The 19,354-nt window shown below is 70.1% G+C and carries 18 protein-coding genes; 13 read left to right on the top strand and 5 right to left on the bottom strand.

What is annotated here, in order from left to right; genetic code table 11:
• The first annotated feature begins 276 nt into the window (after positions 1-276).
• The 8 genes from C8E83_RS02815 to C8E83_RS02780 all read left to right on the top strand — a co-directional run bounded on the left by C8E83_RS02815 (position 277) and on the right by C8E83_RS02780 (position 10,324).
• Positions 277-528, top strand: a complete 252-nt coding sequence (locus C8E83_RS02815; protein ID WP_147430061.1) for a hypothetical protein — start codon at positions 277-279, stop codon at positions 526-528.
• Positions 528-2,498, top strand: a complete 1,971-nt coding sequence (locus tag C8E83_RS02810) for an alpha/beta hydrolase (protein WP_121368337.1) — start codon at positions 528-530, stop codon at positions 2,496-2,498. Before C8E83_RS02815 ends, C8E83_RS02810 begins: the two co-directional genes overlap by 1 nt.
• Positions 2,495-3,091 (top strand): hypothetical protein, encoded by a 597-nt coding sequence (locus C8E83_RS19130; RefSeq protein ID WP_147430060.1) that lies wholly within the window; start codon positions 2,495-2,497, stop codon positions 3,089-3,091. The genes C8E83_RS02810 and C8E83_RS19130 overlap by 4 nt, the downstream gene beginning before the upstream one ends.
• A gap of 164 nt (positions 3,092-3,255) precedes the next feature.
• Positions 3,256-3,840 carry a hypothetical protein gene (locus C8E83_RS19125; protein ID WP_147430059.1) on the top strand — a complete coding sequence of 195 codons (585 nt, stop codon included), beginning with the start codon at positions 3,256-3,258 and terminating at the stop codon, positions 3,838-3,840.
• A 169-nt stretch (positions 3,841-4,009) separates the two neighbouring features.
• The gene (locus tag C8E83_RS02795; protein WP_147430058.1) at positions 4,010-4,603 is read left to right on the top strand and encodes a hypothetical protein; all 594 of its coding nucleotides are present in this window, start codon (positions 4,010-4,012) and stop codon (positions 4,601-4,603) included.
• Positions 4,600-6,393 carry a DUF262 domain-containing protein gene (locus tag C8E83_RS02790; RefSeq protein WP_121368333.1) on the top strand — a complete coding sequence of 598 codons (1,794 nt, stop codon included), beginning with the start codon at positions 4,600-4,602 and terminating at the stop codon, positions 6,391-6,393. Before C8E83_RS02795 ends, C8E83_RS02790 begins: the two co-directional genes overlap by 4 nt.
• Before the next feature lie 193 nt (positions 6,394-6,586).
• The gene (locus tag C8E83_RS02785) at positions 6,587-7,816 is read left to right on the top strand and encodes a TM2 domain-containing protein (RefSeq protein ID WP_121368332.1); all 1,230 of its coding nucleotides are present in this window, start codon (positions 6,587-6,589) and stop codon (positions 7,814-7,816) included.
• Between the two features lie 453 nt (positions 7,817-8,269).
• Positions 8,270-10,324, top strand: a complete 2,055-nt coding sequence (locus tag C8E83_RS02780) for a DUF3761 domain-containing protein (RefSeq protein WP_121368331.1) — start codon at positions 8,270-8,272, stop codon at positions 10,322-10,324.
• 95 nt (positions 10,325-10,419) lie between these two features.
• On the opposite strand, the gene C8E83_RS02775 is transcribed toward C8E83_RS02780, so the two are convergent.
• Together C8E83_RS02775 and C8E83_RS02770 are read right to left on the bottom strand one after the other, a co-directional pair.
• Positions 10,420-11,130: a tyrosine-protein phosphatase gene (locus tag C8E83_RS02775; protein WP_121368330.1), complete on the bottom strand. Its 711-nt coding sequence runs from the start codon at positions 11,128-11,130 to the stop codon at positions 10,420-10,422.
• Between the two features lie 91 nt (positions 11,131-11,221).
• Positions 11,222-11,614, bottom strand: coding sequence for a hypothetical protein (locus C8E83_RS02770; RefSeq protein ID WP_121368329.1), 393 nt, complete (start codon positions 11,612-11,614; stop codon positions 11,222-11,224).
• A gap of 477 nt (positions 11,615-12,091) precedes the next feature.
• Here C8E83_RS02770 and C8E83_RS02765 point away from each other — a divergent pair, with 477 nt between their 5' ends.
• Entirely contained in the window at positions 12,092-12,703 is a 612-nt protein-coding gene (locus C8E83_RS02765; protein WP_245981371.1) for a hypothetical protein, read from the top strand.
• Between the two features lie 286 nt (positions 12,704-12,989).
• Here C8E83_RS02765 and C8E83_RS02760 read toward each other — a convergent pair whose 3' ends face one another.
• Positions 12,990-13,391, bottom strand: a complete 402-nt coding sequence (locus C8E83_RS02760; protein ID WP_121368328.1) for an arsenate reductase ArsC — start codon at positions 13,389-13,391, stop codon at positions 12,990-12,992.
• 316 nt (positions 13,392-13,707) lie between these two features.
• Between C8E83_RS02760 and C8E83_RS02750 the strand changes: the two genes are divergently transcribed.
• The 3 genes from C8E83_RS02750 (at position 13,708) to C8E83_RS02740 (ending at position 15,408) form a co-directional block, all read left to right on the top strand.
• Positions 13,708-14,061, top strand: a complete 354-nt coding sequence (locus tag C8E83_RS02750; protein ID WP_121368326.1) for an ArsR/SmtB family transcription factor — start codon at positions 13,708-13,710, stop codon at positions 14,059-14,061.
• 316 nt (positions 14,062-14,377) lie between these two features.
• Positions 14,378-15,031 carry a fluoride efflux transporter FluC gene (locus C8E83_RS02745; protein ID WP_121368325.1) on the top strand — a complete coding sequence of 218 codons (654 nt, stop codon included), beginning with the start codon at positions 14,378-14,380 and terminating at the stop codon, positions 15,029-15,031.
• Positions 15,028-15,408 carry a fluoride efflux transporter FluC gene (locus C8E83_RS02740; RefSeq protein WP_121368324.1) on the top strand — a complete coding sequence of 127 codons (381 nt, stop codon included), beginning with the start codon at positions 15,028-15,030 and terminating at the stop codon, positions 15,406-15,408. Before C8E83_RS02745 ends, C8E83_RS02740 begins: the two co-directional genes overlap by 4 nt.
• Before the next feature lie 276 nt (positions 15,409-15,684).
• Here C8E83_RS02740 and C8E83_RS02735 read toward each other — a convergent pair whose 3' ends face one another.
• Positions 15,685-16,290: a TetR/AcrR family transcriptional regulator gene (locus C8E83_RS02735; protein WP_170159825.1), complete on the bottom strand. Its 606-nt coding sequence runs from the start codon at positions 16,288-16,290 to the stop codon at positions 15,685-15,687.
• A gap of 133 nt (positions 16,291-16,423) precedes the next feature.
• On the opposite strand from C8E83_RS02735, the gene C8E83_RS02730 reads away from it, so the two are divergent.
• Entirely contained in the window at positions 16,424-17,926 is a 1,503-nt protein-coding gene (locus tag C8E83_RS02730; RefSeq protein WP_121368323.1) for an MFS transporter, read from the top strand.
• Between the two features lie 162 nt (positions 17,927-18,088).
• On the opposite strand, the gene C8E83_RS02725 is transcribed toward C8E83_RS02730, so the two are convergent.
• Positions 18,089-19,351, bottom strand: a complete 1,263-nt coding sequence (locus C8E83_RS02725) for a cytochrome P450 (protein WP_121368322.1) — start codon at positions 19,349-19,351, stop codon at positions 18,089-18,091.
• Positions 19,352-19,354 lie beyond the last annotated feature (3 nt).

Genomic DNA, 19,354 nt, shown 5'->3' with positions numbered 1-19,354 from the left:
GAATACGCAGTTGTGCGTAAGCGTCCGGTGCGCCTCTGCGGCGCTGCGCTGCGCCCGATGTGTGCGTGCCGTCGCTCGCGACGCTGCACTTCGCCGATGCGGCGAGGTGGGTCGTGGAGTGGGATGACGGGACGCTGACGCGCAGTCATCCACAGCCCACTCGTACCCGCTGAGAATGTCTACGTGATGTGCTAGGTTCTACCCATCGCCGCAGGGAACGACGATGGAGTACGACGAGTGACGACTTTTGCGGTTGACCCTGCAGCGATCCAGGCCATGGCATCGGCCGTCGGGCTGTGTGCCGACACGGTGCCTTCCACGTCCCCGCCCGACCTCGAGGGGTGCGGCAGCCGTGCGGTCGCGAGCGCCGCCCACGAGTTCGCGGTCTGGTACCACGTGACGTGGTGCGAGATCGAGTCGGCCCTCCATGCGGCGAGCGCCGGGGCGATGTCCGCAGCACACCTGTACGCCACGGCCGACGATGGCGTTGCGGCGGCGGCCGACTCCTCCCGTGTGGCGGTCCACTGATGCGCGACTGGAGCACCGACGACCCAGGCCTCGGCGACACGACCGTCATCGACACCTTCGCCGCCCGACTCACGCGCGACGCGGCGGCAGCTTCGTCGATTTCCACGACCGTGGCGTCGAGCCTCAGCGCCGTTCCCTCGTTCTGGCGCGGCAGCGGCGCCACCGCATGGTCGGGCCGCCTCTCCCGCCAGACGGCGGCGCTCGCCCGCCTCCACACCACACTCGAGACGTGCTCGCGCGCTGCCCGGGCCTACTCCGCCGCAGTCGACGACATCCAGCGTCGCGCCCGCACCCAGATCGCCCTCCTCACCGAGAGCCGCTCCACGCTCGACCTCCTCCCCCTCGAGGGCTCCGGCACCGCCGCCCCGAGCACCGTCGACCTCAGGGCGCAGGAGCACGCAGAGTCGCTCGCCACCATCTCCGCCGCGACCGCCACCCTTGCCTCCCTCACCCTGGAACGCCAGCACGCCGACGACGCCTTCGTCGCCGCCCTCCGCACGGCTCTGCCCGACACGTGGCCGGCGCAGCTCGCCGCATTCGCCTCGCTCGGCGTCACGCACCCGCTGACGGCGAGCTCGCACTACGTGGACGCCGCCGTCTCGTCGTTCGTTGCCGGGCTGGAGCATGCCTCCTCGTACGACACCGGCGACGCGACGACCCTGCTCGTGCTGACGACGCGTGGCGACCTGGATCCTGCGCAGGTCACCTCGCTTCTTCGCGCACACCCGGCGCTCGGGTCTGCCCTCGGCGGCGTCGGCCCTGCCGTCGTGGCCGAGTGGTGGCGATCGCTCGGTGACGGCACGGATCACTCGGCAGCGCAGAATGCGCTGGTCGCCGCCGCTCCTACGGCCATCGGCAACCTCAACGGCGTCGCCTACTGGGCGCGCGACACCGCGAACCGTGCGGAGCTCGCGCGGAGGCTTGATGAGACGTCTGCGGAGCTCGCCGTCATGATTCGCGAAGGTTCGCCGGGCCAGCCCGACCTCGCGGTGACCTACCGGTCTTGCCTCACACGACTCCAGGTCCGTAAAGCGTCACTCCAAGACATCAAAATCAGTCTGGCGACGCGAAGACATTCCGATCCCAGCCGTCAACTGATCTCGCTCACCAGCGACGAGCCCCCGTTGGCCGCGGTTGCTCTGGGCGACATGGACACGTCTCCTACGGTCACCTACATGGTTCCGGGAATGGGATCATCGACGCGCGAGATGCGCGGTTGGGTGCGAGCATCGGCAAACGTCTACGAAGCGCAGCGGAAAGCAGCGGGTGGGATGCCGCCAGCTGTCGTCGCTTGGGTCGGATACAAGTCACCGCCCGTGCCGTCGCTCGAGACGCCCTCACTTGCCGTCTTAGGTTCGTCGAAGGCGCAAGCTGGGGCCGACGCCCTTGCTCGCGACCTCGCCGGACTTAATGCGACACGGCAACCGGGAAACTTCCGCCTGAACGTGGTGGCCCACTCATACGGCACGACCACAGCCTCTCTCGCGCTCGCTCAGCGCGACCTCGCCGTCGATAACTTTGTGAGCGTCGCCTCGGCCGGCATTGACACAAGTGTTCCCGACGCCACCGCCATTCACGCGACGCACGTCTATGCGGAGCAGGCACAGAATGTGTTGCCTGTCATCGAGCACGGCGAAGGCGACGAATACGCGTGGACGGGTCGCTTGGGAAGTGGCCGCGAGAACCCCATGGACCCCATGTTCGGCGCAACTCGCCTCGCGGTGGGCGACGAGGCTGCGGCAGATGGGATCGCCGGGGTGACGGCACACGATGGCCTCCTGCAGAGCGAGACTCGCCCGGACCCGAGTGTCGGCTATGGGTACTTCGACAACCAGACGCTGTCACTGCGCAATATCGCGCGTGCGACTACGGGGCACGAGAATGCGCTCGTGAAATTCACGCCACCGCGACGCACTCTCTTGGAGCAGATTCTCCTGAAGCAGAGTGCAGAACCCGAGGTATCGCCATGATCGTGAAACCGCGAAGCATGATCCAGGCGACGGCATTGATCGTGGCCATCGGGATCGCCCTGACGGCCTGCGCCCCCCATGAGACCGGAAAAGGCACCACCGTGCAGAATCCCGACGAATCGATTGCATTGATGTATGCGACGTACGAAGCCACGCTGAAATCGACGCATCAAACCGGCTGGGAGAGTCGCCCTAGACATGCCGACTCACTCGGAATCATTCCCGACAGCTGCCTACTTTCTGACGGCGAAGACGGGATGCAATACTCCGACTGGCTCTTCGGGCCGCCGTCCCAGACGTCAGAAACCGATGCTGAGAAAGTTGCGTCCTACTGGCGATCGCGAGGCCTGGACGTCAAGGTTGAGCCACCCGTAACGGCGAGCGATGACGAATGGAATGTTCGCGGGGTCAGCCCGGATATCAGCATCGTCTACTCGAGTAGCCCGCGCACGAGAACGATGTCATTCGTGATGCCGTGCATTCGAGGCAACTCCGACGAGTGGGCTCTCAAGGTCATCGCCGAACGGGAGAAACGGTCGCCTACAGGCGGCGCCAGCGCATTCCCGACCGACGCCCCCTCTCCCGAGCCGTGAAACACGAAGAACATGTCTTCGATCTCATCGCCGGCCACGATGCCACGAAATGAACAACAACGCACGCCGATTTCGGACGGGCTCAGTGGCTCACTAAACCGCCCCAGTTTTGACCCTTTCGAGTAGATCCTTCTCGGCAGATATATCGGATACGGAGGCACGCCATGAACGTCTCTCGAGTTTCACAACCATGGGCGGTGGCGTTCTTGAGTCTTGCCACTTCTGTCTTGCTCTCGAGTTGCTCAACAGCGCCCTCGACACAAGAGTCGACGACGACGCCCGACCAGTCGCTCGCCGCACTGTACGGCTTCTACCAGGCAACGGTCGGAGCCCTTGGCGCCAGTGGTTGGGACGCTCCCCCGTCTCCCGCGACCGATCTCGACGTCACCCCCGAAAGCTGCCGGCTTTCGAACGGAGACGCGGGTATTCGCTACACGGACTGGCTCTACGGCCCGCCAACCGTCGACCCCGGGGCGAGCGCACGCCTCGTCTCGAAATACTGGAAGTCACGCGGACTGACCGTCGCCGTGACCGCGCCGCACACGAACGACGACGAATGGGACGTCCGTGGTGCCGACGCGCACTACAACGTGATGTTCACCGACAATCCCCGCACGGCATCGCTCTCCATCGTGATGCCCTGCATCACCGGCGACGTCGACCGCATGATCGACCGAGTCATCGCGCACCGAGAGAAAGAAGCACTCGAGGCGGGCGATACGCCCTCACCAACACCCGAGCCGCAATGATGCGACAGCCGCGGAGCAGAAATGCCGCCGTCACCTCACCGAAACGGACCCCTTCGATGGGGCTCCTCGCCGGCCTCGTCGCGACCCTCGCGCCGCCCACCTCTTCGAGTGAGTCCGCGATAGCGACCTTGCGCATCGACACCGACGAGCTGTCCACGGGCGGCGCGCCATGAGACTGAGAACGCTTGCCATCAGCCTCGTTCTCGGACTCGCGACGACTGCTGGGCTCGCCGGCTGCACGAACGAGATTCCGAGCGCATCCGTGACGACGAACTCCATGACGCCGAACGAGTCCATCGACGCCATGTACGAGCTCTACGAGCGAACGCTCGCGAACGCGGGTGACGCGCGGTGGCAGCCCGCACCGGTGGGGTCGAACGACCTCGACATCACGCCTCAAGACTGCAAGCTCTCAGACGGTTCGACCGGCATTCGATACGCCGACGTGCTCTTCGGGCCGGGTATCACATCGCGGCAGCGCACTGCCCATGAGGTGGCCGGACTCTGGCGTGCGCTCGGGCTGCACGTGCAGAGCCTCGCGCCGTCGACCCCGAGCGACCCTCAGTGGCGGACACACGGCACGAGCGATGACGTCGACATCATGTTCACGGCCGACCCTCATCGTTCGTCCGTCTCGATCGTCATGGCCTGCATTCCCGGGAACGCCGACGACATGATCGACCGGATCATCGCCCACCGCGAGCAGAAGGCAACCGCGACACCGTCACCCGCGCCCGTCGGCGACACGGCACCGACACCATGACCGAACTCGCCGCACACGAAGTCGCCCTGCACAAGGTGTTCTCCAGCGACTACGAGTTCGTGATCCCCTCGTACCAGCGCCCCTACGCGTGGGGCACCGAGCAGGCGCTCGAACTGCTCGACGACCTCGCGGAGGCGTGCGAGCACTCGCCGCAGGAGCCGTACTTCCTCGGGTCGCTCGTCCTCGTCAAAGAGAAGGGGCGACCGCGCGCCGAGGTCATCGACGGGCAGCAACGGCTGACGACACTCACGATCCTGCTCGCGGTGCTCCGCGACCTGTCCGAAACCGACGACCTCCGCACCCGCCTCGACGACATGGTGCGCCAGCCCCAGGACCCGCTGCTCGACATCGCGGCCAAGCCGCGGGTGGCGCTGCGATCGAAAGACGCCGACTTCTTCGCCCGGCAGGTGCAGGAACTCGGGGCGACCACGCGGCTCCTGCACCTGACGCCCGGTCAGCTCGAGACCGACTCGCAGCGCGCCCTGCACGCCAACACGCGGGCCCTGCAGCGCGTGCTCGCCGGCTGGAGCGACGACCGACGCCGCCACCTCGCCCAGAAGCTCGCCAGCCGCACCTACCTCGTCGCCGTCTCCACCGCCGACCTCGACAGCGCCCACCGCATCTTCGGCGTCATGAACGCCCGCGGCCTCGACCTCTCCCCCGCCGACATCGTGAAATCCCGCGTCATCGGCGCGATCCGCGACAGCCCAGGCCGCGACAGCCCGGGTACCGGCAGCACCTCCGCCGACAGCACCTCCGCTCGCAGCACCTCTGACGACAGCCACGCCCTCGCCGAGCGCTACGCCGCCAAATGGGAAGACGCCGAAGAGTCCATCGGCCGCGACGACTTCGCCGACCTCTTCCTGCAGATCCGACTCGTCGAATCGAAGCAGCGTGCTCGCGCCTCGCTCCTCCGCGAGTTCCCCGAGCAGGTCCTCAGCCGCTACCTGCCCGACCGCGCCACCGAGTTCGTCGACGACGTGCTGGTGCCGTACGCGCGGGCGTACCAGCAGATCCGCGACCGGGCGTACGCGGTGTCACCCGCGCAGACGTCTCGGCCCGGGTCTCACCCTGTGAACACGTGGCTCAGCCGCCTCGACGTGCTCGACAACCGCGATTGGCGGGCTCCTGCGCTCTGGGCCCTCCGCACCCGCCCGGGCGACGCCCCCTGGCTCGACCGGTTCTTCGCGAAGCTCGAACGCCTCGCCGCGAGCCTCTACATCAGGCGGGTGTGGACCACGCCGCGCGTCACCCGCCACATCGAACTGCTGCGCCAACTCGACGCGGCCGACCAGCACGGCACCGACCCCCTCGACGCGCCCGCGTTCGAGCTCACGCCCGCCGAACGCCGCGACACCCTCGCGGTGATCGACGGCGACGTCTACCTCGCGAGCAAGATCCGCAAGTACCTCCTGCTGCGACTCGACGACACGGTCGCAGGAGCAACGGAAGTCACCTACCAGCACCGAGTCATCACCGTCGAGCACGTGCTGCCGCAGAACCCGCGGGCAGGGTCCACGTGGCTCGAGTCGTTCTCCGACGCCGACCGCGCCCGCTGGACCCACCGTCTCGCGAACCTCGTGCTGCTCGGCCGGATGAAGAACTCCGAAGCCCAGAACTACGACTTCGAACGCAAGAAGGCCGCCTACTTCAGCGGCCGAGGCGGCGCCGTCGCCTTCGCGCTGACCAGCCAGGTGCTGCGCTACCCGCAGTGGAACCCGGCGACGCTCGAGGTGCGGCAGCGGGAGCTCGTCGGGCTGCTCGCCCGCGAGTGGGGGTTGGGGTCGTGACCGTGCGCTACGAGCGCCGCCCCCGAACGGGTCGTTTCGGAACGTCGGCGGTCGATGGTCAACTAGTGAAAGCTACTCACCTTGATGTTCGAGTCGTCAGCGCCCCGGGGGCGCCGCTGACAGGTCCTCGAAGGTGGGTCTCCTCGTCGCGCCCGCACGACCCGAATCAGATCACACACAGCAAGGATCATCCATGACCAACGAGACTCCCGACGCGACCTCCTCGGGCGCGCCGACGACCCCGCCGCCCTACGTGCAGCCCGGCCAGCCCGGCGCGCCCACGTACGGCCAGCCCGCCACCGCGCAGGCCGCCCCGCCGCAGTACGGCCAGCCCGGCGCGGTCCCGCCCGCCCCCGGCCAGCCCTACGGCGCGCCGTACGGCATGCAGCCTCAGCAGCCGGGCGAGTCGTCGAAGTCGTTCGTCACCACGTGGCTCCTGTCGCTCCTCCTCGGCGGTCTCGGCATCGACCGGTTCTACCTCGGCAAGGTGGGCACGGGCATCCTGAAGCTGATCACCTGGGGCGGTCTCGGCATCTGGGCGCTGATCGACCTGATCCTCGTGCTCACCGGATCCACCCGCGACAAGCAGGGCCGCCCGCTCGCGGGCCGCACACCGAAGGTCGCGCGCACCGCGTGGATCGTCACCGGGGCCGTCGTCCTGGTGTCGCTCATCATCAGCATCGCGACGGGGACGAGCAGCGCTTCGAGCACCAAAGCCGCGTTCGACGAGGGTGTGGCCACCACGCACTCGGCTCCGGCGGCCGAGACACCGGCCGCGGCGAAGACTCCCGCTGCTCCTGCGCCCTCGAAGGCGACCACCCCGAGCAAGGCCGCCGCCCCCAAGAGCGACTCGAACTCGCCCGCCGCCTGGGCGACCAAGAAGTACGGCACCTTCGCGCCGATCACGAAGTCGGGCGCGGGCGACGACGTCATCACCCTGCCGACCGGCGCCACCGCGGGCATCGTCAAGGCCACGTACACGGGTTCGGGCAACTTCTCGATCTCGATCCTCGACTCGTCGAACCAGTCGACCGGCGAACTGCTCGTCAACACGATCGGGTCGTACGGCGGAACGACCGCCTACGGCTTCACCGAGCTGAACAAGGGCGTCACGATGCAGGTCAGCGCCGACGCGGGCTGGACCATCACGATCTCGCCGGTGTCGAGCGCCCAGACCATCGGAGCCTCGGGCTCAGGAGCAGGCGACGGCGTCTACCTCTACACGGGCAGCGCCGGAACCCTCACCGCCTCGTACAAGGGCGACAGCAACTTCACCGTCGAGGAGGAGACCGGCAAGGCCTTCTCCGACCCGCTGCTGATCAACGAGATCGGCACGTACTCCGGCACGGTTCCGATGATGTCAGGCCCCGCGGTGCTCGTCATCGGCGCCGACGGAGGCACCTGGACGACGCAGACGAAGTAGCGCGCTGAGGCTGCCCACGACGCAGCCACGACGGCCCCGGTGACGCGTGTCGCCGGGGCCGTCGTGCGTTGTGCGTCGTGCCGTCACGGCGCGCACTGCCGGGCGGTGGTGGCGGGGCCAGGGCTGCCTGCGAGGGCCCCGGGCGACGAGAGGAACGGGTACATCGTGCCGGCGTACTTCAGGTTCGCCTGAATTCAGGCGAACCTGAAGTACGCCGGTGAGAACCCCTCCGACCCTTGCGGCCATGGGCCAGAGGGGCGACCCGGCGCCACGACCCCCGAACGGGGGCCGCCACGACCGGCGTGCCGCGCGCCGCGCCGCCCTACACTTCCCTCACGCCCACAGACGTGAGCGACGATCACACCTCGCGCGAACGCGGCCCCGAAGCCTCGCAGCACGCCCCGGCGTGCTGCACAGCGCCGCGCGACGACCCTCCCGACAAGGATCAGCACCATGCACCGCACCACCCCGGCGCACAGTCGCGCCCGCTCGATCGCAGGATCAGACACCCGCACGCGCCACCGCAGGCTCGCCATCGGCACCACGATCGCCGTGATCGCCGCCGCACTGACCGGTATCGGCGCATCGACAGCCTTCGCCGACGCGCCGATCCCGCCGCAGCCGCCGCAGCCGCCGTCGACCGTAACCATCTCGGATCCTGCGCTCGCTGCCTGCACCGCGACCGCGACCGACGAGCCCGCCGGCACGGACACGTTCACCACAGACGAGCTCGCCGCGGTCACCACGCTCGAGTGTTCCGGCGTCGCCGACGACAGTGCGCTCGTCGACTTCACCGGCCTTACATCGCTGAGCCTGACGAACGGCTCGATCGATGACGTGTCGCCGCTGAGCGGTCTCACGCAGCTGACGAGCATCGACCTGTCGCACAACGCCATCAGCGACGTGTCGCCGCTCGCGAGTCTTACCGACCTGGGCAGCCTCGACCTCGTGGGCAACCACATCACTGACCTGAGGCCGTTGAGCTCGCTGCAGGTCAACGCGAACGCGGGCGCGCAGACGACGACCTACGCCGGGCTTCCGCTGGTGAGAGGCACCCGGTTCGAGCCTCCCGTCTCGTTCGACCAGACGGGCACACCGCTGGCGATCACGGCTGCGACGGGCGCCACCTACGACAACAGCGCGTGGGAAGCCACGCCCACGGGTGCGAGTGGATCGCTCGTCTTCGGATCCCCGAGCTCGTCGCTGCAGGTCACCCTGAGCTTCAGCGCCCTCCTGACTTTCGACGCCACTCCCTTCCCGTCGATCGGCGGCGTCGGGCTGATCGGCGGGACTCTCACGTCGTCGGTGCCGCAGTGGACCCCAGCCGCGACTCACATCGCCTACCAGTGGTACGAGGGCGGCACGCCCATCGAGGGAGCGACGAACCCGACATTCACGGTGCCCGCCTCCCTGGCCGGCGACCTGATCTCGCTCAACATCACCGGTTCGCGGGACGGCTACCAGGACTACTCCGACGGCAGCAACAGCATCCCGATCGCTGCTGGCTTCCTCAACGGCACGCTGGACAACACCATCTCCGTCTCCGGCACCCCCACCGTCTTCAGGACTCTGAGCATCGCGGGCGACGACTGGTGGCCGACGCCCACGACCACGAGGTACCAGTGGTACCGGGCGGGAGCACCCATCAAGGGTGCGACGCGGTCGACGTACACGCTGACAGCCGCCGACGCTGCGCACGGCATCTCGGTCTCCGTGACCCTCTCGCGAGCGAACTACGCCACGCTCACGGTAATGTCGGCGAAGGTCGGCGTGAACCCCGCCTCCCTCACGAAGGCCTCGAAGCCCGGCATCAGCGGCCACGCCGTCACCGGCGCCGTGCTGTCGGCGACCGTCGGAACCTGGCACCCGTCGGGCATCTCGTTCGCGTACCGGTGGTACCGCAACGGCGTGCCGATCACGGACGCCGTGAAGTCGCAGTACCGCCTCACGGCAGCAGACGTGCACCAGGCCGTGACCGTCACGGTCACCGGATCGAAGTCCGGGTACGCCTCCATCGCCGAGACGAGCGCGGCGGTGAAGCCGGGGCTGGGAACGATCAGCCCTGCTCCTGCGCCCGTCATCACCGGAACCGTCGCCGTCGGCCACAAGGTCACCGCCAGCCTCGGCTCATGGCCCGCCGGAGTCGGCATCACGAAGCAGTGGCGCCTCAACGGGGCGAACATCTCGGGAGCGAACGGGCTCACGTACACGATCCGGTCGTCCGACGCCGGCAAGACGCTGACCTTCGTCGCGACGGGGTCGAAGTCCGGGTACACCTCGGTCGCCCGCGTGTCGGGCGGCAAGGCGGTGCCGAAGCCGGCGGCACCGGCGCCCACGTGCACCAATGGCACGTACGTCAACAGCTCCGGTCACACGGTGTGCCGCCCCGAGGCCGCACCGAGCCCGCCCGCCGGCGCGACCGCGCAGTGCAACGACGGAACCTACAGCTTCAGCGAACACCGTCAGGGCACGTGCTCCGGCCACGGCGGCGTGAAGCGGTGGCTGTAGAGGGCTAGCGGGGTGTGGGGCTCAGGATCGGGAGCTGTTCCCGATCCTGCGCCCCACGCCCGTACGCGCCGCCCGGCCGCGCGGACGGCCGAGGGTCAGAGCGCCGCGACCTCGTCGTCGGTGAGGCCGATCGCACGGAGGTAGCCGCGGGCGCCGCCATGCCGCTCCTCGAGGGTGGCGAGGAGGTGCTCGGCGATCTCGGGCACGCAGCGGTGCATGCGCAGGGTGTGCTCGCGGTCGGTCGACTCGGCGAGCTCGCGGGCGAAGCGCTCGCGGAGGTTCGGCCCGGTGGCGGCGTAGTCGGCGGCGATGGTGGAGTCGTCGGCTCCCCAGACGGAGGCGAGCAGGAGGCTCATCACCCCGGTGCGGTCTTTGCCGGCGGCGCAGCAGATGAGGACGTCGGCGTGTTCGCCTGCTCCTGCTGCGGTGTCGTCGCCGCCCGTCCGCGCCACGGCCCGCAGCGCTTCAGCGATGGTGGAGCTGTGGCGCTCGATCCAGTCGTCGTACTGCTGTTCGAGGCTGAGGGCCGCAGGATCCGCCTCCACGCCCGACGACGGATCGAACAGCGGCGCGCTCACGTACCCCGGCATCCCGGCCAGAGGATGCGGCGTGGCCTCCGCCTCATCGGCCCGCCGCAGATCCACGACGTGCGAGACGGTCGACGGGTAGGCGTCGGCGGGCACCGTCTCCGTGTTCGCCCGGAACACGCGTCGCCGCCCCGGCCGCAGTCGCGCCTGCAGGCCGTCGCCGCCCACCTCCCGGAGGTTCGAGAGGGTGCGCGGGGATTCGTGTGGCGTCGTCGGCATGGTGCCAGTCTGCCGTGGTGGGGGTGGGTTCGTGGGTGAGGGCGGGGCGGGTCGGCGCTAGGGCGCGGGGCGCGGGGCGGGCGAGGGGCCGCTAGCGCACTGGGCGCGGCCCGCCGCGGGACGGGCGGCCGCCGCGGGCACGCTCGTCGACCACGTCGCGGTGCCGACGCCAGACGATGTGGGCGACGAGCACCAGGATCAGCACCGCCCACGCCCCGAAGCCGATCGACACGAGGGGCCACAGAGGCTCCCCGGGAGCGAGGCGCGGCGCGACCGGCGGAACATTCGGCGCCGGCGACGGGTTCGCGCGTGCTGCGACGGCGGTGGGGGTCGACGTGCCGGCCTCAGTGGCTGCGGCGAGCGTGCCGACACGGGCGGCGGCGGGTGTGCCCGCCTCGGTGGCGGCGGCGAATGCGCCTGGTGCACACGCAGCCGGCATCGCCGCGGCGACGCCGAGCACCCCGGCGAGCGCGAGGGTGGTCACGATCGCTCGGAGCCTGATTCCGCGCCGACGCCGCTGCATGCCGAGACGGTAGCGCCGCCCCCGCGCGGCGCCAATACGCAGTTCGGCGTACGCCGCGTGCCGCCGTCTGCTCCTCCTGCCGGTTTCGTCGCGCGGGGAGGAAACTCTTCCGCCCCGACGGGATTGCCGCGTTCGCGGGGGCGCGATTCGAGCGCCGGGTTCCTCCCGAACGTGCGCGTCAGCGCCTCGGGAGGCGAAAAGTCCTCCCGAGCGCGCGCGGGAGCCTGAGGGCGGCGAATTCGGGAGGATTCTCGCGCAATCGTTCCTCCCTGACCGCACGCACGAGTCGTTCTTCCTCCCGGGAGGTCCGCGGGGGCACGGAATCCCTCCCGAGCCCCGGAAACTTCCTCCCGAACGTCGGCGCGGGGCGCGGCGGGGCGGCCGGGCGCCACAACCCCACCCGCACACCTCCGCCCCACCCCGTGAGAGAGTCGGAGGGTGACCGACGTAACCCCGCCGATGCCTGCCGATCCTGCGCCCGGAGCCAGAGCCGACCACGGCCCCGACCGCACCCCAGGGCCCGACGGCAGCCCGCGGTCCGACAGCAGCCCCACGCGCACGCCCGAGCCGAACGCCGAGCAGCGCGCCGAGAGCCTGAAGGAGCGCATCTACGTCACCTTCACGGCCCTCGCCATCGTGCTCACGCTGCAGACGCATCCGCACGGCGGTGTCGGAGAGGCGGCGCTCACCCTGCTGATCGGGGTGGTGGGGACGCTGCTCGCGGTGTTCCTCGCGGATTTCCTCAGCCACCTCACGGTGCACGCGCACGTGCCGACGGGGCCGGAGTTCCGGCACATGGTGGCCGTGTCGCTCGGAGCGATCGCCGTGATCGTGGTGCCGATGGCCCTGCTCGGGCTCGCGGCCCTGGGTCTGTGGGGGCTGCCGGTGGCGCTGGGCGGAAGTATCGGGATCCTGCTGGCCACCCTCGTGGTGGTCGGCTACCTGGCGGTGCGCAGGATCAGACTGCCCGCCTGGCAGAAGCTCCTCATCATGCTGGGCGAGCTCGTGGTGGGCGCCGCCGTCATCGCGCTGGAGCTGCTGGCGCACTGACCCGCCGCGCGGGCCGCCCCGCCGCTCGTGCCCAGCACCCCGCGCCCAGCGCCAGCGCCGTGGCCCTGCCCCGAAGCCCGAGGCGCAGCGTCGCGGCGCGTTTCACGCTTCACGGCGCGACGCGTCACGCCGCATCGCGTGAAACGCGCCGCATCGCTCAGTGCCGGCACCGGAAACGCGCCGCATCACGGAAAACGCGCCGCGTCCCGTGAAACGCGGCCCGGCGCAGAGCGCGCCCCGCGCTCGATACAGTGAAACGCTGCCCGGCGCAGAGAGCGCCGCGCGCTCAGACCCCGAGCGACTCCGCGAGCGCCTCGACGCGACGACGGATCTCGTCGCGAATCACGCGCACCTCGTCGAGCGGTCGGCCAGCGGGGTCGTCGAGCTCCCAGTCTTCGTACCGCTTGCCCGGAAACACGGGGCAGGCGTCGCCGCACCCCATCGTGATGACGACGTCGGCGGCCCGGACGGCGTCCGTCGTGAGGATCGCGGGCACGGCCGCGCGGAGGTCGATCCCCTCCTCGAGCATCGCCTCGACGGCGATCGGGTTGATCCGGTCGGCGGGCTCGCTGCCGGCCGAGAAGACGTCGACCCGGTGGGCTCCGCGATCCTGCAGGAAGGCCGCGGCCATCTGCGAGCGGCCGGCGTTGTGGACGCAGACGAAGAGGACGGCGGGGGTGTCGGTCACGGGGTTCCTCACGGGGCGGGGCGGACGGGCGGGTCGGATGGGTGAGTCGGGTGGGTGGGGTCGGACGGGTGCCAGGTGGGTGGGGCGCCGCCCCTGGTGCACTCAGGAGCGACGGGCTCGGGTGCAGACCCGAGCCGAGGCCGCGTCAGCAGCAGCCGGTCGAGCAGCAGTCGAGCTGGAGTTCGGGCGGACAGCCCACCTCCTCGCAGAGATTCTCCATCGTGTCACCTCCCCTCGCATCCATTGACGAGCATCGATGGAGGCGAGTCTTTCGTTAAACATCGACGGTTGTCAATGTATGCGGCAGAATGGCTGCATGCCCACGATCGAGCTGCTTCCCCTCCGCGACCTGCAGTCGTGCTGCTCCCCCGTCACGGGCGAGGTGATGAGCGCTCAGCACGCCGAGAGCTTGGCGAAGACGCTCAAGGCGCTGGCCGATCCTGCCCGGCTCCGTCTGCTCTCGATGGTGGCCGCGCACCAGGATCGTGAAGCCTGCGTGTGCGACCTCACCGAACCGCTCGGTCTCTCGCAGCCGACAGTGTCGCACCACCTGAAAGTGCTGGTCGACGCAGGGTTCCTCACGCGGAGCAAGCGCGGCACCTGGGCGTACTACGCGCTCGCCGACGGGTCGCTCGACGCGGTGGCGCAGCTGCTGGCCGTTCCGGCGTAGCCGCGGCATAGCCGCGGCGTCGGCGCACCGCCCGCCGCCGGACGCTGCGCGACGGCCACCGTGGCGACGCCGGCCTAGCGCGCATTCCGGCCGGGCCGCGTAGCGCCTGCCCGCCGGACCTGCTTTACTGGCGAGGTCGTGTTCGCGCGACTCGGCGGTGGGGCTCACCGACACCAACCTCGACGATCTGGCACCCGGCCAGGCGACGACAACAGTCCCTATCTCATGGCAGCACCCCTCCCCTCGTGGGCGACGCGTCACGGCGCGACCCCGCGATGGGCCGCGCGGTGCTGTTCGACCACGAGATAGGAGACCCATGAGCACCGAGCCGCCCACCGACACCGCGCCGTCTTCGAGCGCTGACGCCGCACGCCCGACCGCCCCCGAGCGAGGCCGCACCGCGCACGACGACCGTGCCACGGCGCACGTCGACCATGCCGCCGCACTCCCCCTCGACGCCGATATCGACGTCGCCGACGCCCCTCGCGGCCTTCGCCCGGTGCACCTCCGGCCGCGCGCGGTCGGCCTCGTCGCGCTCGGCGGCGCCGCCGGCACCGGCGTCCGCGAGGCTCTCGCACTCACCTGGCCGACCGCCGCGGGCGGCTTCCCCGTCACGATCTTCGCCATCAACATCGTGGGGGCGTTCGTGCTCGGGGTGCTGCTCGAGTTCCTCGGACGACGCGGCTCGGACGAGGGGCGGCGGCGAGCGGCGCGGCTCCTGCTCGGAACCGGTGTTCTCGGCGGATTCACGACCTACAGCACCTTCATGACCGACACCGCGAACCTCGCCGTCACCGACCACGCCCTGGGCGTGGCGCTCGCCTACGCGGCCGCGTCGCTGCTCGTCGGAGTGGCCGCGTCGGCCCTGGGCGTCGCGCTCGGCTCGCGGATCCACGAGACGGCCCGCAGGCGCGCGACCCTCGAGCCTGCGCCCGGTGAGACGACCCGCTCGACGGGAGCCTCCCGATGAACCCCGCCCTCGCCTTCGCCCTGGTCTGCCTGGCCGGCGGCGTCGGCGCGGCCCTGCGCTTCGTGGTCGACGGCGCGGTCAGGAGCCGATGGAGCCTCGCTTTCCCCCTCGGAACAGTGCTCATCAACGTGTCGGGCTCGTTCGTGCTGGGCGCCCTCACCGGCGCCGCGTTGCACGGCGCCCTGTCGCATGCGCTGCTCCTCGTGCTCGGCGGCGGCCTCATGGGCGGCTACACCACGTTCAGCACAGCCAGTCTCGAGACCTATCGACTGGCTGCCGAGTGCAGGATCGGACCCGCCCTCGCCAACGGCGCAGGCACCCTCGTCGTCGCCGCGTTCGCCGCGGCACTCGGACTCGCCCTCGGGGCCGCGCTGTGACCGCGCCCCGCCGGACTCCCCCTCGGGGCCGCGCTGTGACCGCGCCCCGCCGGACGGGGGCGCGCGCCGCCCCCTGACCGCAGACCGCCGGGGGCATTTGAGCGTGTGCCCCGGCCGGCGGGGCTCCGGCCCCGTCGCTCGGCCGCGGCGACGTACCGTCCCGTCGCGGCCGGGCACTCACCCGCCCCGCAAACCCTCCCAAAAACGCCTCTGCACACGCGATTTCACGTGCGCAGAGTCGTTTTTGGGAGGAATAGGAAGTCCGACGAGGAGCATTCAAGGACGAGGGCGGAGGAGCGTCGCCACGACGTCGCGCAGCGGCCCCGAGAGGCGATCGGATCCTGCGCCCGCGAGGGGTTGCAGATCGAGGCCGGTGGACGCCCGCACGATCACCACGCCGAAGATCGTCGACAGCACGAGCTGCGCGCGCAGCACGAGGTCGTCCGACCCGCCCGGCGCCCACCCCGCGATGCGGGCGAGCTGCTCGCTGTACTTCCGCAGGGTGCGGCGCCGCACCACGTCGGCACGTTCATCTCCCGACGACCGCAGGAGCAGCAGGAGCTCGAGCGGCTGATCGCCACCGGGCCTGTCGACGACCCGCGCCACGAGGTCGGCGACGGCCTCGTCGAACGAGAGCCCGGCGCCGTCCCCTGCGCGAGACGCGGGCTCGTCGAGGTCTTCGACGGCGCGCGTGAGGCACGCCTCGAAGAGCCCCTCCTTCGACTCGAAGTAGCGGTTGATGAGGGCGACGTTGACCCCGGCGTCGGTAGCGATGTCGCGGACCGTCGTCGCGCCGTAGCCGTCGTACGCGAACCGTCGCCGAGCAGCCTCGAGCAGCAGCTGGCGCGTCTTGATCGCGTCGCGGGTGGCGGTGACGGGCATGACTCCACTCTTCCAGATCGGTCCGGGCTTCCCGACGAACGTAACGCCGTCTCGGCCGTATGTAAACAAGCATTGACTTAAGCGCGAGAGTGGCTAGGCTCGACAAGTCAGCATTTGTTTACATCGGAGAAGAATGACGCAGACAGTCGAGAGCCCCCGCACCGGCTCCGTGCCCACCGCAGGCCTGAACAAGGGCCCGAACACGACGCTCATCGTCGTCTACCTGGCGCTCGGCGGCCTCGCCTACGCCGTGCTGCAATCTCTCGTCGCCCCGGCGCTGTCGACGATCGGCAAAGACCTCGGCGCGTCGACCTCCAGCGTCAGCTGGGTCATCACGGCCTACCTGCTCTCGGCCTCCGTGCTCACGCCGATCTTCGGCCGCATGGGCGACATGTGGGGCAAGCGCAGGACTCTCATCGTCGTCATGAGCCTGCTCCTCGTCGGCACCCTCGTCGCCGCCCTCGCGCCGAACCTCACCGTGCTGATCGTCGCGCGCATCCTGCAGGGTGCCGCGGGCGCCGTGCTGCCGCTGTCGATCGGCATCGTGCGCGACGAGCTGCCGAAGGAGCGCGTGAGCGTCGTCATCGGCCTCCTCTCGGGCATCTTCGGCATCGGCGCCGGCATCGGCATCGTCGCCGCCGGCCCGATCGTGCAGCACCTCAACTACCACTGGCTGTTCTGGCTGCCGCTCGTGCTGATCGTGATCGGCCTCGCCGGCATCGTCTTCGGCATGCCCGAGTCGAACGTCCGCAAGCCGGGTCGCCTCGACCTCGCGGGCACGGCGATCCTGTCGATCGGGCTCGTGGCCGTGCTGCTCGCCGTAAGCGAGGGCGAGACCTGGGGCTGGGGAGACGTCAAGACGGTCGGCCTTCTGATCCTGGGTGCCGTCGCTCTCGTGGTATTCGTCGTCGTCGAGCTGCGCGTCAAGGAGCCGCTGATCGACGTGAGGCTCTTCCGGGTGCGCGGGGTATGGACGGCGCACGTCGTCGCGCTCGTGTTCGGCTTCGCGATGTACGGCACGTTCGTGCTCGTGCCGACGCTGCTGCAGCTGCCGACCTTCACGGGCTACGGGTTCGGGAAGGACGCCTCGCAGGCGGGTCTGTTCCTGCTGCCGACGGTGCTCATGATGATCGTGGTCTCGGCCGCCGCCGGAGCCCTCGTGCGCCGCTTCGGACCGAAGCCGCCGCTCGTCATCGGCGGGCTCTTCATCGCCGCCGCGTTCGTGCTGCCCGCGCTGTCGCACGCGCACCTCTGGCAGATCGTCGTCTCGGGAATCCTCACCGGCGCCGGAATCGGCTTCGGCCTCTCGGCGGCGTCGAACGCGATCATCGAGAGCGTTCCCGCGGCGCAGACCGGCGAGGCGATCAGCGCCAACACGGTGGTCCGCACCATCGGGTCGAGCGTCGGCACGGCCGTCATCGCCGCACTGATCTCGTCGCAGACGAAGGTGTTCGCGCTGCCGACCGGGAAGCTCGCGCTGCCGGCCGACGCGGCGTTCCAGATCGGGTTCTGGGCGTGCGCCGGAGTCGGTGCGCTGGCGATCGTCGCGGCGATCGCGGCGCCGGGGCTGCGGAAGCGGCTCGCCGCGGCGCACGCCGCCGGGGTCGACGACGTCGACGAGGTGATGCACGCGTAGGGCCCTGCCTTCCCGGGTTCTCCCGCGACAAAACGCGACACCTGCGACGCCCCGGCGCGTCGCAGGTGTCGCGTTTTGTCGCAAGGGGCGGGCGGGCGGGCGGCGGCGCGGCGAGCGGGGCGGGGCAACGGGACGAGGGCGGGGCGGGGCGGCGGGGCGGGGTCAGCGGACGCGCGCGGGCAGCGACTCCACCGCGTGGACGAACTCGCCGCCGCGGAAGACCGGCTCGCCGAGGGTGATTCGCGGCATCCTGCGCACCACCTCGCGGAGCACCGCGGTGAGCTCGGCCCGCGCGACGGCGCTCCCGAGGCAGAAGTGCACGCCTCCTCCGCCGAAGGCGACGTGCTGGGCGCGCGGCCGGTCGAGTCGCAGCGTCTGCGGCTCGTCGAAGACGCGGGCGTCGCGGTTGCCCGAGCAGTAGAAGAGTCCGACCTTGTCTCCGGCGGCGATCGAGCGGCCGCCGATCACGGTGTCGACGGTCGCGGTGCGGGCGAACGTGAGAACGGGCGAGGCCCAGCGCAGGAGCTCGTCGAGCGCGGCCTCGATCCTGCTCTCGAAATCGCCGACCAGCCAGGCGAGCTGTTCCGGTTGCTCGTGCAGCGCGAGGACGGCGAGCGTGGTGGCCTGCTTGGTCGTGTCGTCTCCGGCGACGATCAGCAGCAGAACAGTCGACAGGATCGCGTCATCGCCGAGCGGCCGCCCGTCGACCCGAGCCGAGACCAGCGCCGTCATGAGGTCGTCGCCGGGCTCTCGACGGCGGAAAGCTGCGAAGGCGACCACCAGATCTCGCAGCCACGCCACCTGCCGGTCGTGGAACGCCTCGAAGGTGTCGCCCGGCGCGAGCACGCCCGGGAACGCAGCACCGACGTACGCGTCGGCCGCGACGACGAACTCGTCGTGCACCGTCTCGGGCAGGCCGAGCAGGTCGGCGATCGTCCGGAGCGGCAGCTGCGCCGATATCGCTGGCACGAAGTCGAACTCGTCGGCGAGGGCCGCCCTCGCAACCACCTGCTTGGCGCGGCGCTCGATGCGCCGGGTGAGCGCCGCGACGCTGCGGGTCGTGAACGCCTTCGACACGATTCGGCGGTACACCTCGTGGTCGGGAGGGTCCATGACGAGCATGTTGCGCTGGATCCGGAACGGCGCCGGGCGCAGCGCGACCTGCCCCACCGCGCTCGAGAACTGCTCGGGGGCACGGCTCACCGCCCGGATGTCGGCGACGGTCGTCAGCGCCCAGAACCCCTCTTCGCCGTGCATCGCCTTCGGGTAGCCGGGCGTCTCGAGCGGCTCATGCCACGACACCGGAGCGTCGGCGCGAAGGCGTGCGAACGCCCGGTCGCGCTCGTCGAACGTCTGCGACCAGAACGCCACGCTCGAGATGTCGACGTCGGTGTCGACCTCGTGGCGCGTGGCGAAGGCCTGCATGGG

It is taken from the genome of Frondihabitans australicus, from assembly GCF_003634555.1.
Classification (GTDB): Bacteria; Actinomycetota; Actinomycetes; order Actinomycetales; family Microbacteriaceae; genus Frondihabitans; species Frondihabitans australicus.
Note: the sequence above shows the minus strand (reverse complement) of the source record. Positions and strands in the feature narration are given on the sequence as shown.

Bases quoted from the DNA above. Each gene is read 5' to 3' on its own strand.
- C8E83_RS02780 (WP_121368331.1), top strand. From the start codon at position 8,270: ATGCACCGCACCACCCCGGCGCACAGTCGCGCCCGCTCGATCGCAGGA.
- C8E83_RS02750 (WP_121368326.1), top strand. From the start codon at position 13,708: ATGCCCACGATCGAGCTGCTTCCCCTCCGCGACCTGCAGTCGTGCTGC.
- C8E83_RS02790 (WP_121368333.1), top strand. From the start codon at position 4,600: ATGACCGAACTCGCCGCACACGAAGTCGCCCTGCACAAGGTGTTCTCC.
- C8E83_RS02725 (WP_121368322.1), bottom strand. From the start codon at position 19,351: ATGCAGGCCTTCGCCACGCGCCACGAGGTCGACACCGACGTCGACATC.
- C8E83_RS19130 (WP_147430060.1), top strand. From the start codon at position 2,495: ATGATCGTGAAACCGCGAAGCATGATCCAGGCGACGGCATTGATCGTG.
- C8E83_RS02735 (WP_170159825.1), bottom strand. From the start codon at position 16,290: ATGCCCGTCACCGCCACCCGCGACGCGATCAAGACGCGCCAGCTGCTG.
- C8E83_RS02775 (WP_121368330.1), bottom strand. From the start codon at position 11,130: ATGCCGACGACGCCACACGAATCCCCGCGCACCCTCTCGAACCTCCGG.
- C8E83_RS02810 (WP_121368337.1), top strand. From the start codon at position 528: ATGCGCGACTGGAGCACCGACGACCCAGGCCTCGGCGACACGACCGTC.
- C8E83_RS02795 (WP_147430058.1), top strand. From the start codon at position 4,010: ATGAGACTGAGAACGCTTGCCATCAGCCTCGTTCTCGGACTCGCGACG.
- C8E83_RS02745 (WP_121368325.1), top strand. From the start codon at position 14,378: ATGAGCACCGAGCCGCCCACCGACACCGCGCCGTCTTCGAGCGCTGAC.
- C8E83_RS02740 (WP_121368324.1), top strand. From the start codon at position 15,028: ATGAACCCCGCCCTCGCCTTCGCCCTGGTCTGCCTGGCCGGCGGCGTC.
- C8E83_RS02785 (WP_121368332.1), top strand. From the start codon at position 6,587: ATGACCAACGAGACTCCCGACGCGACCTCCTCGGGCGCGCCGACGACC.
- C8E83_RS02730 (WP_121368323.1), top strand. From the start codon at position 16,424: ATGACGCAGACAGTCGAGAGCCCCCGCACCGGCTCCGTGCCCACCGCA.
- C8E83_RS02815 (WP_147430061.1), top strand. From the start codon at position 277: ATGGCATCGGCCGTCGGGCTGTGTGCCGACACGGTGCCTTCCACGTCC.
- C8E83_RS19125 (WP_147430059.1), top strand. From the start codon at position 3,256: ATGAACGTCTCTCGAGTTTCACAACCATGGGCGGTGGCGTTCTTGAGT.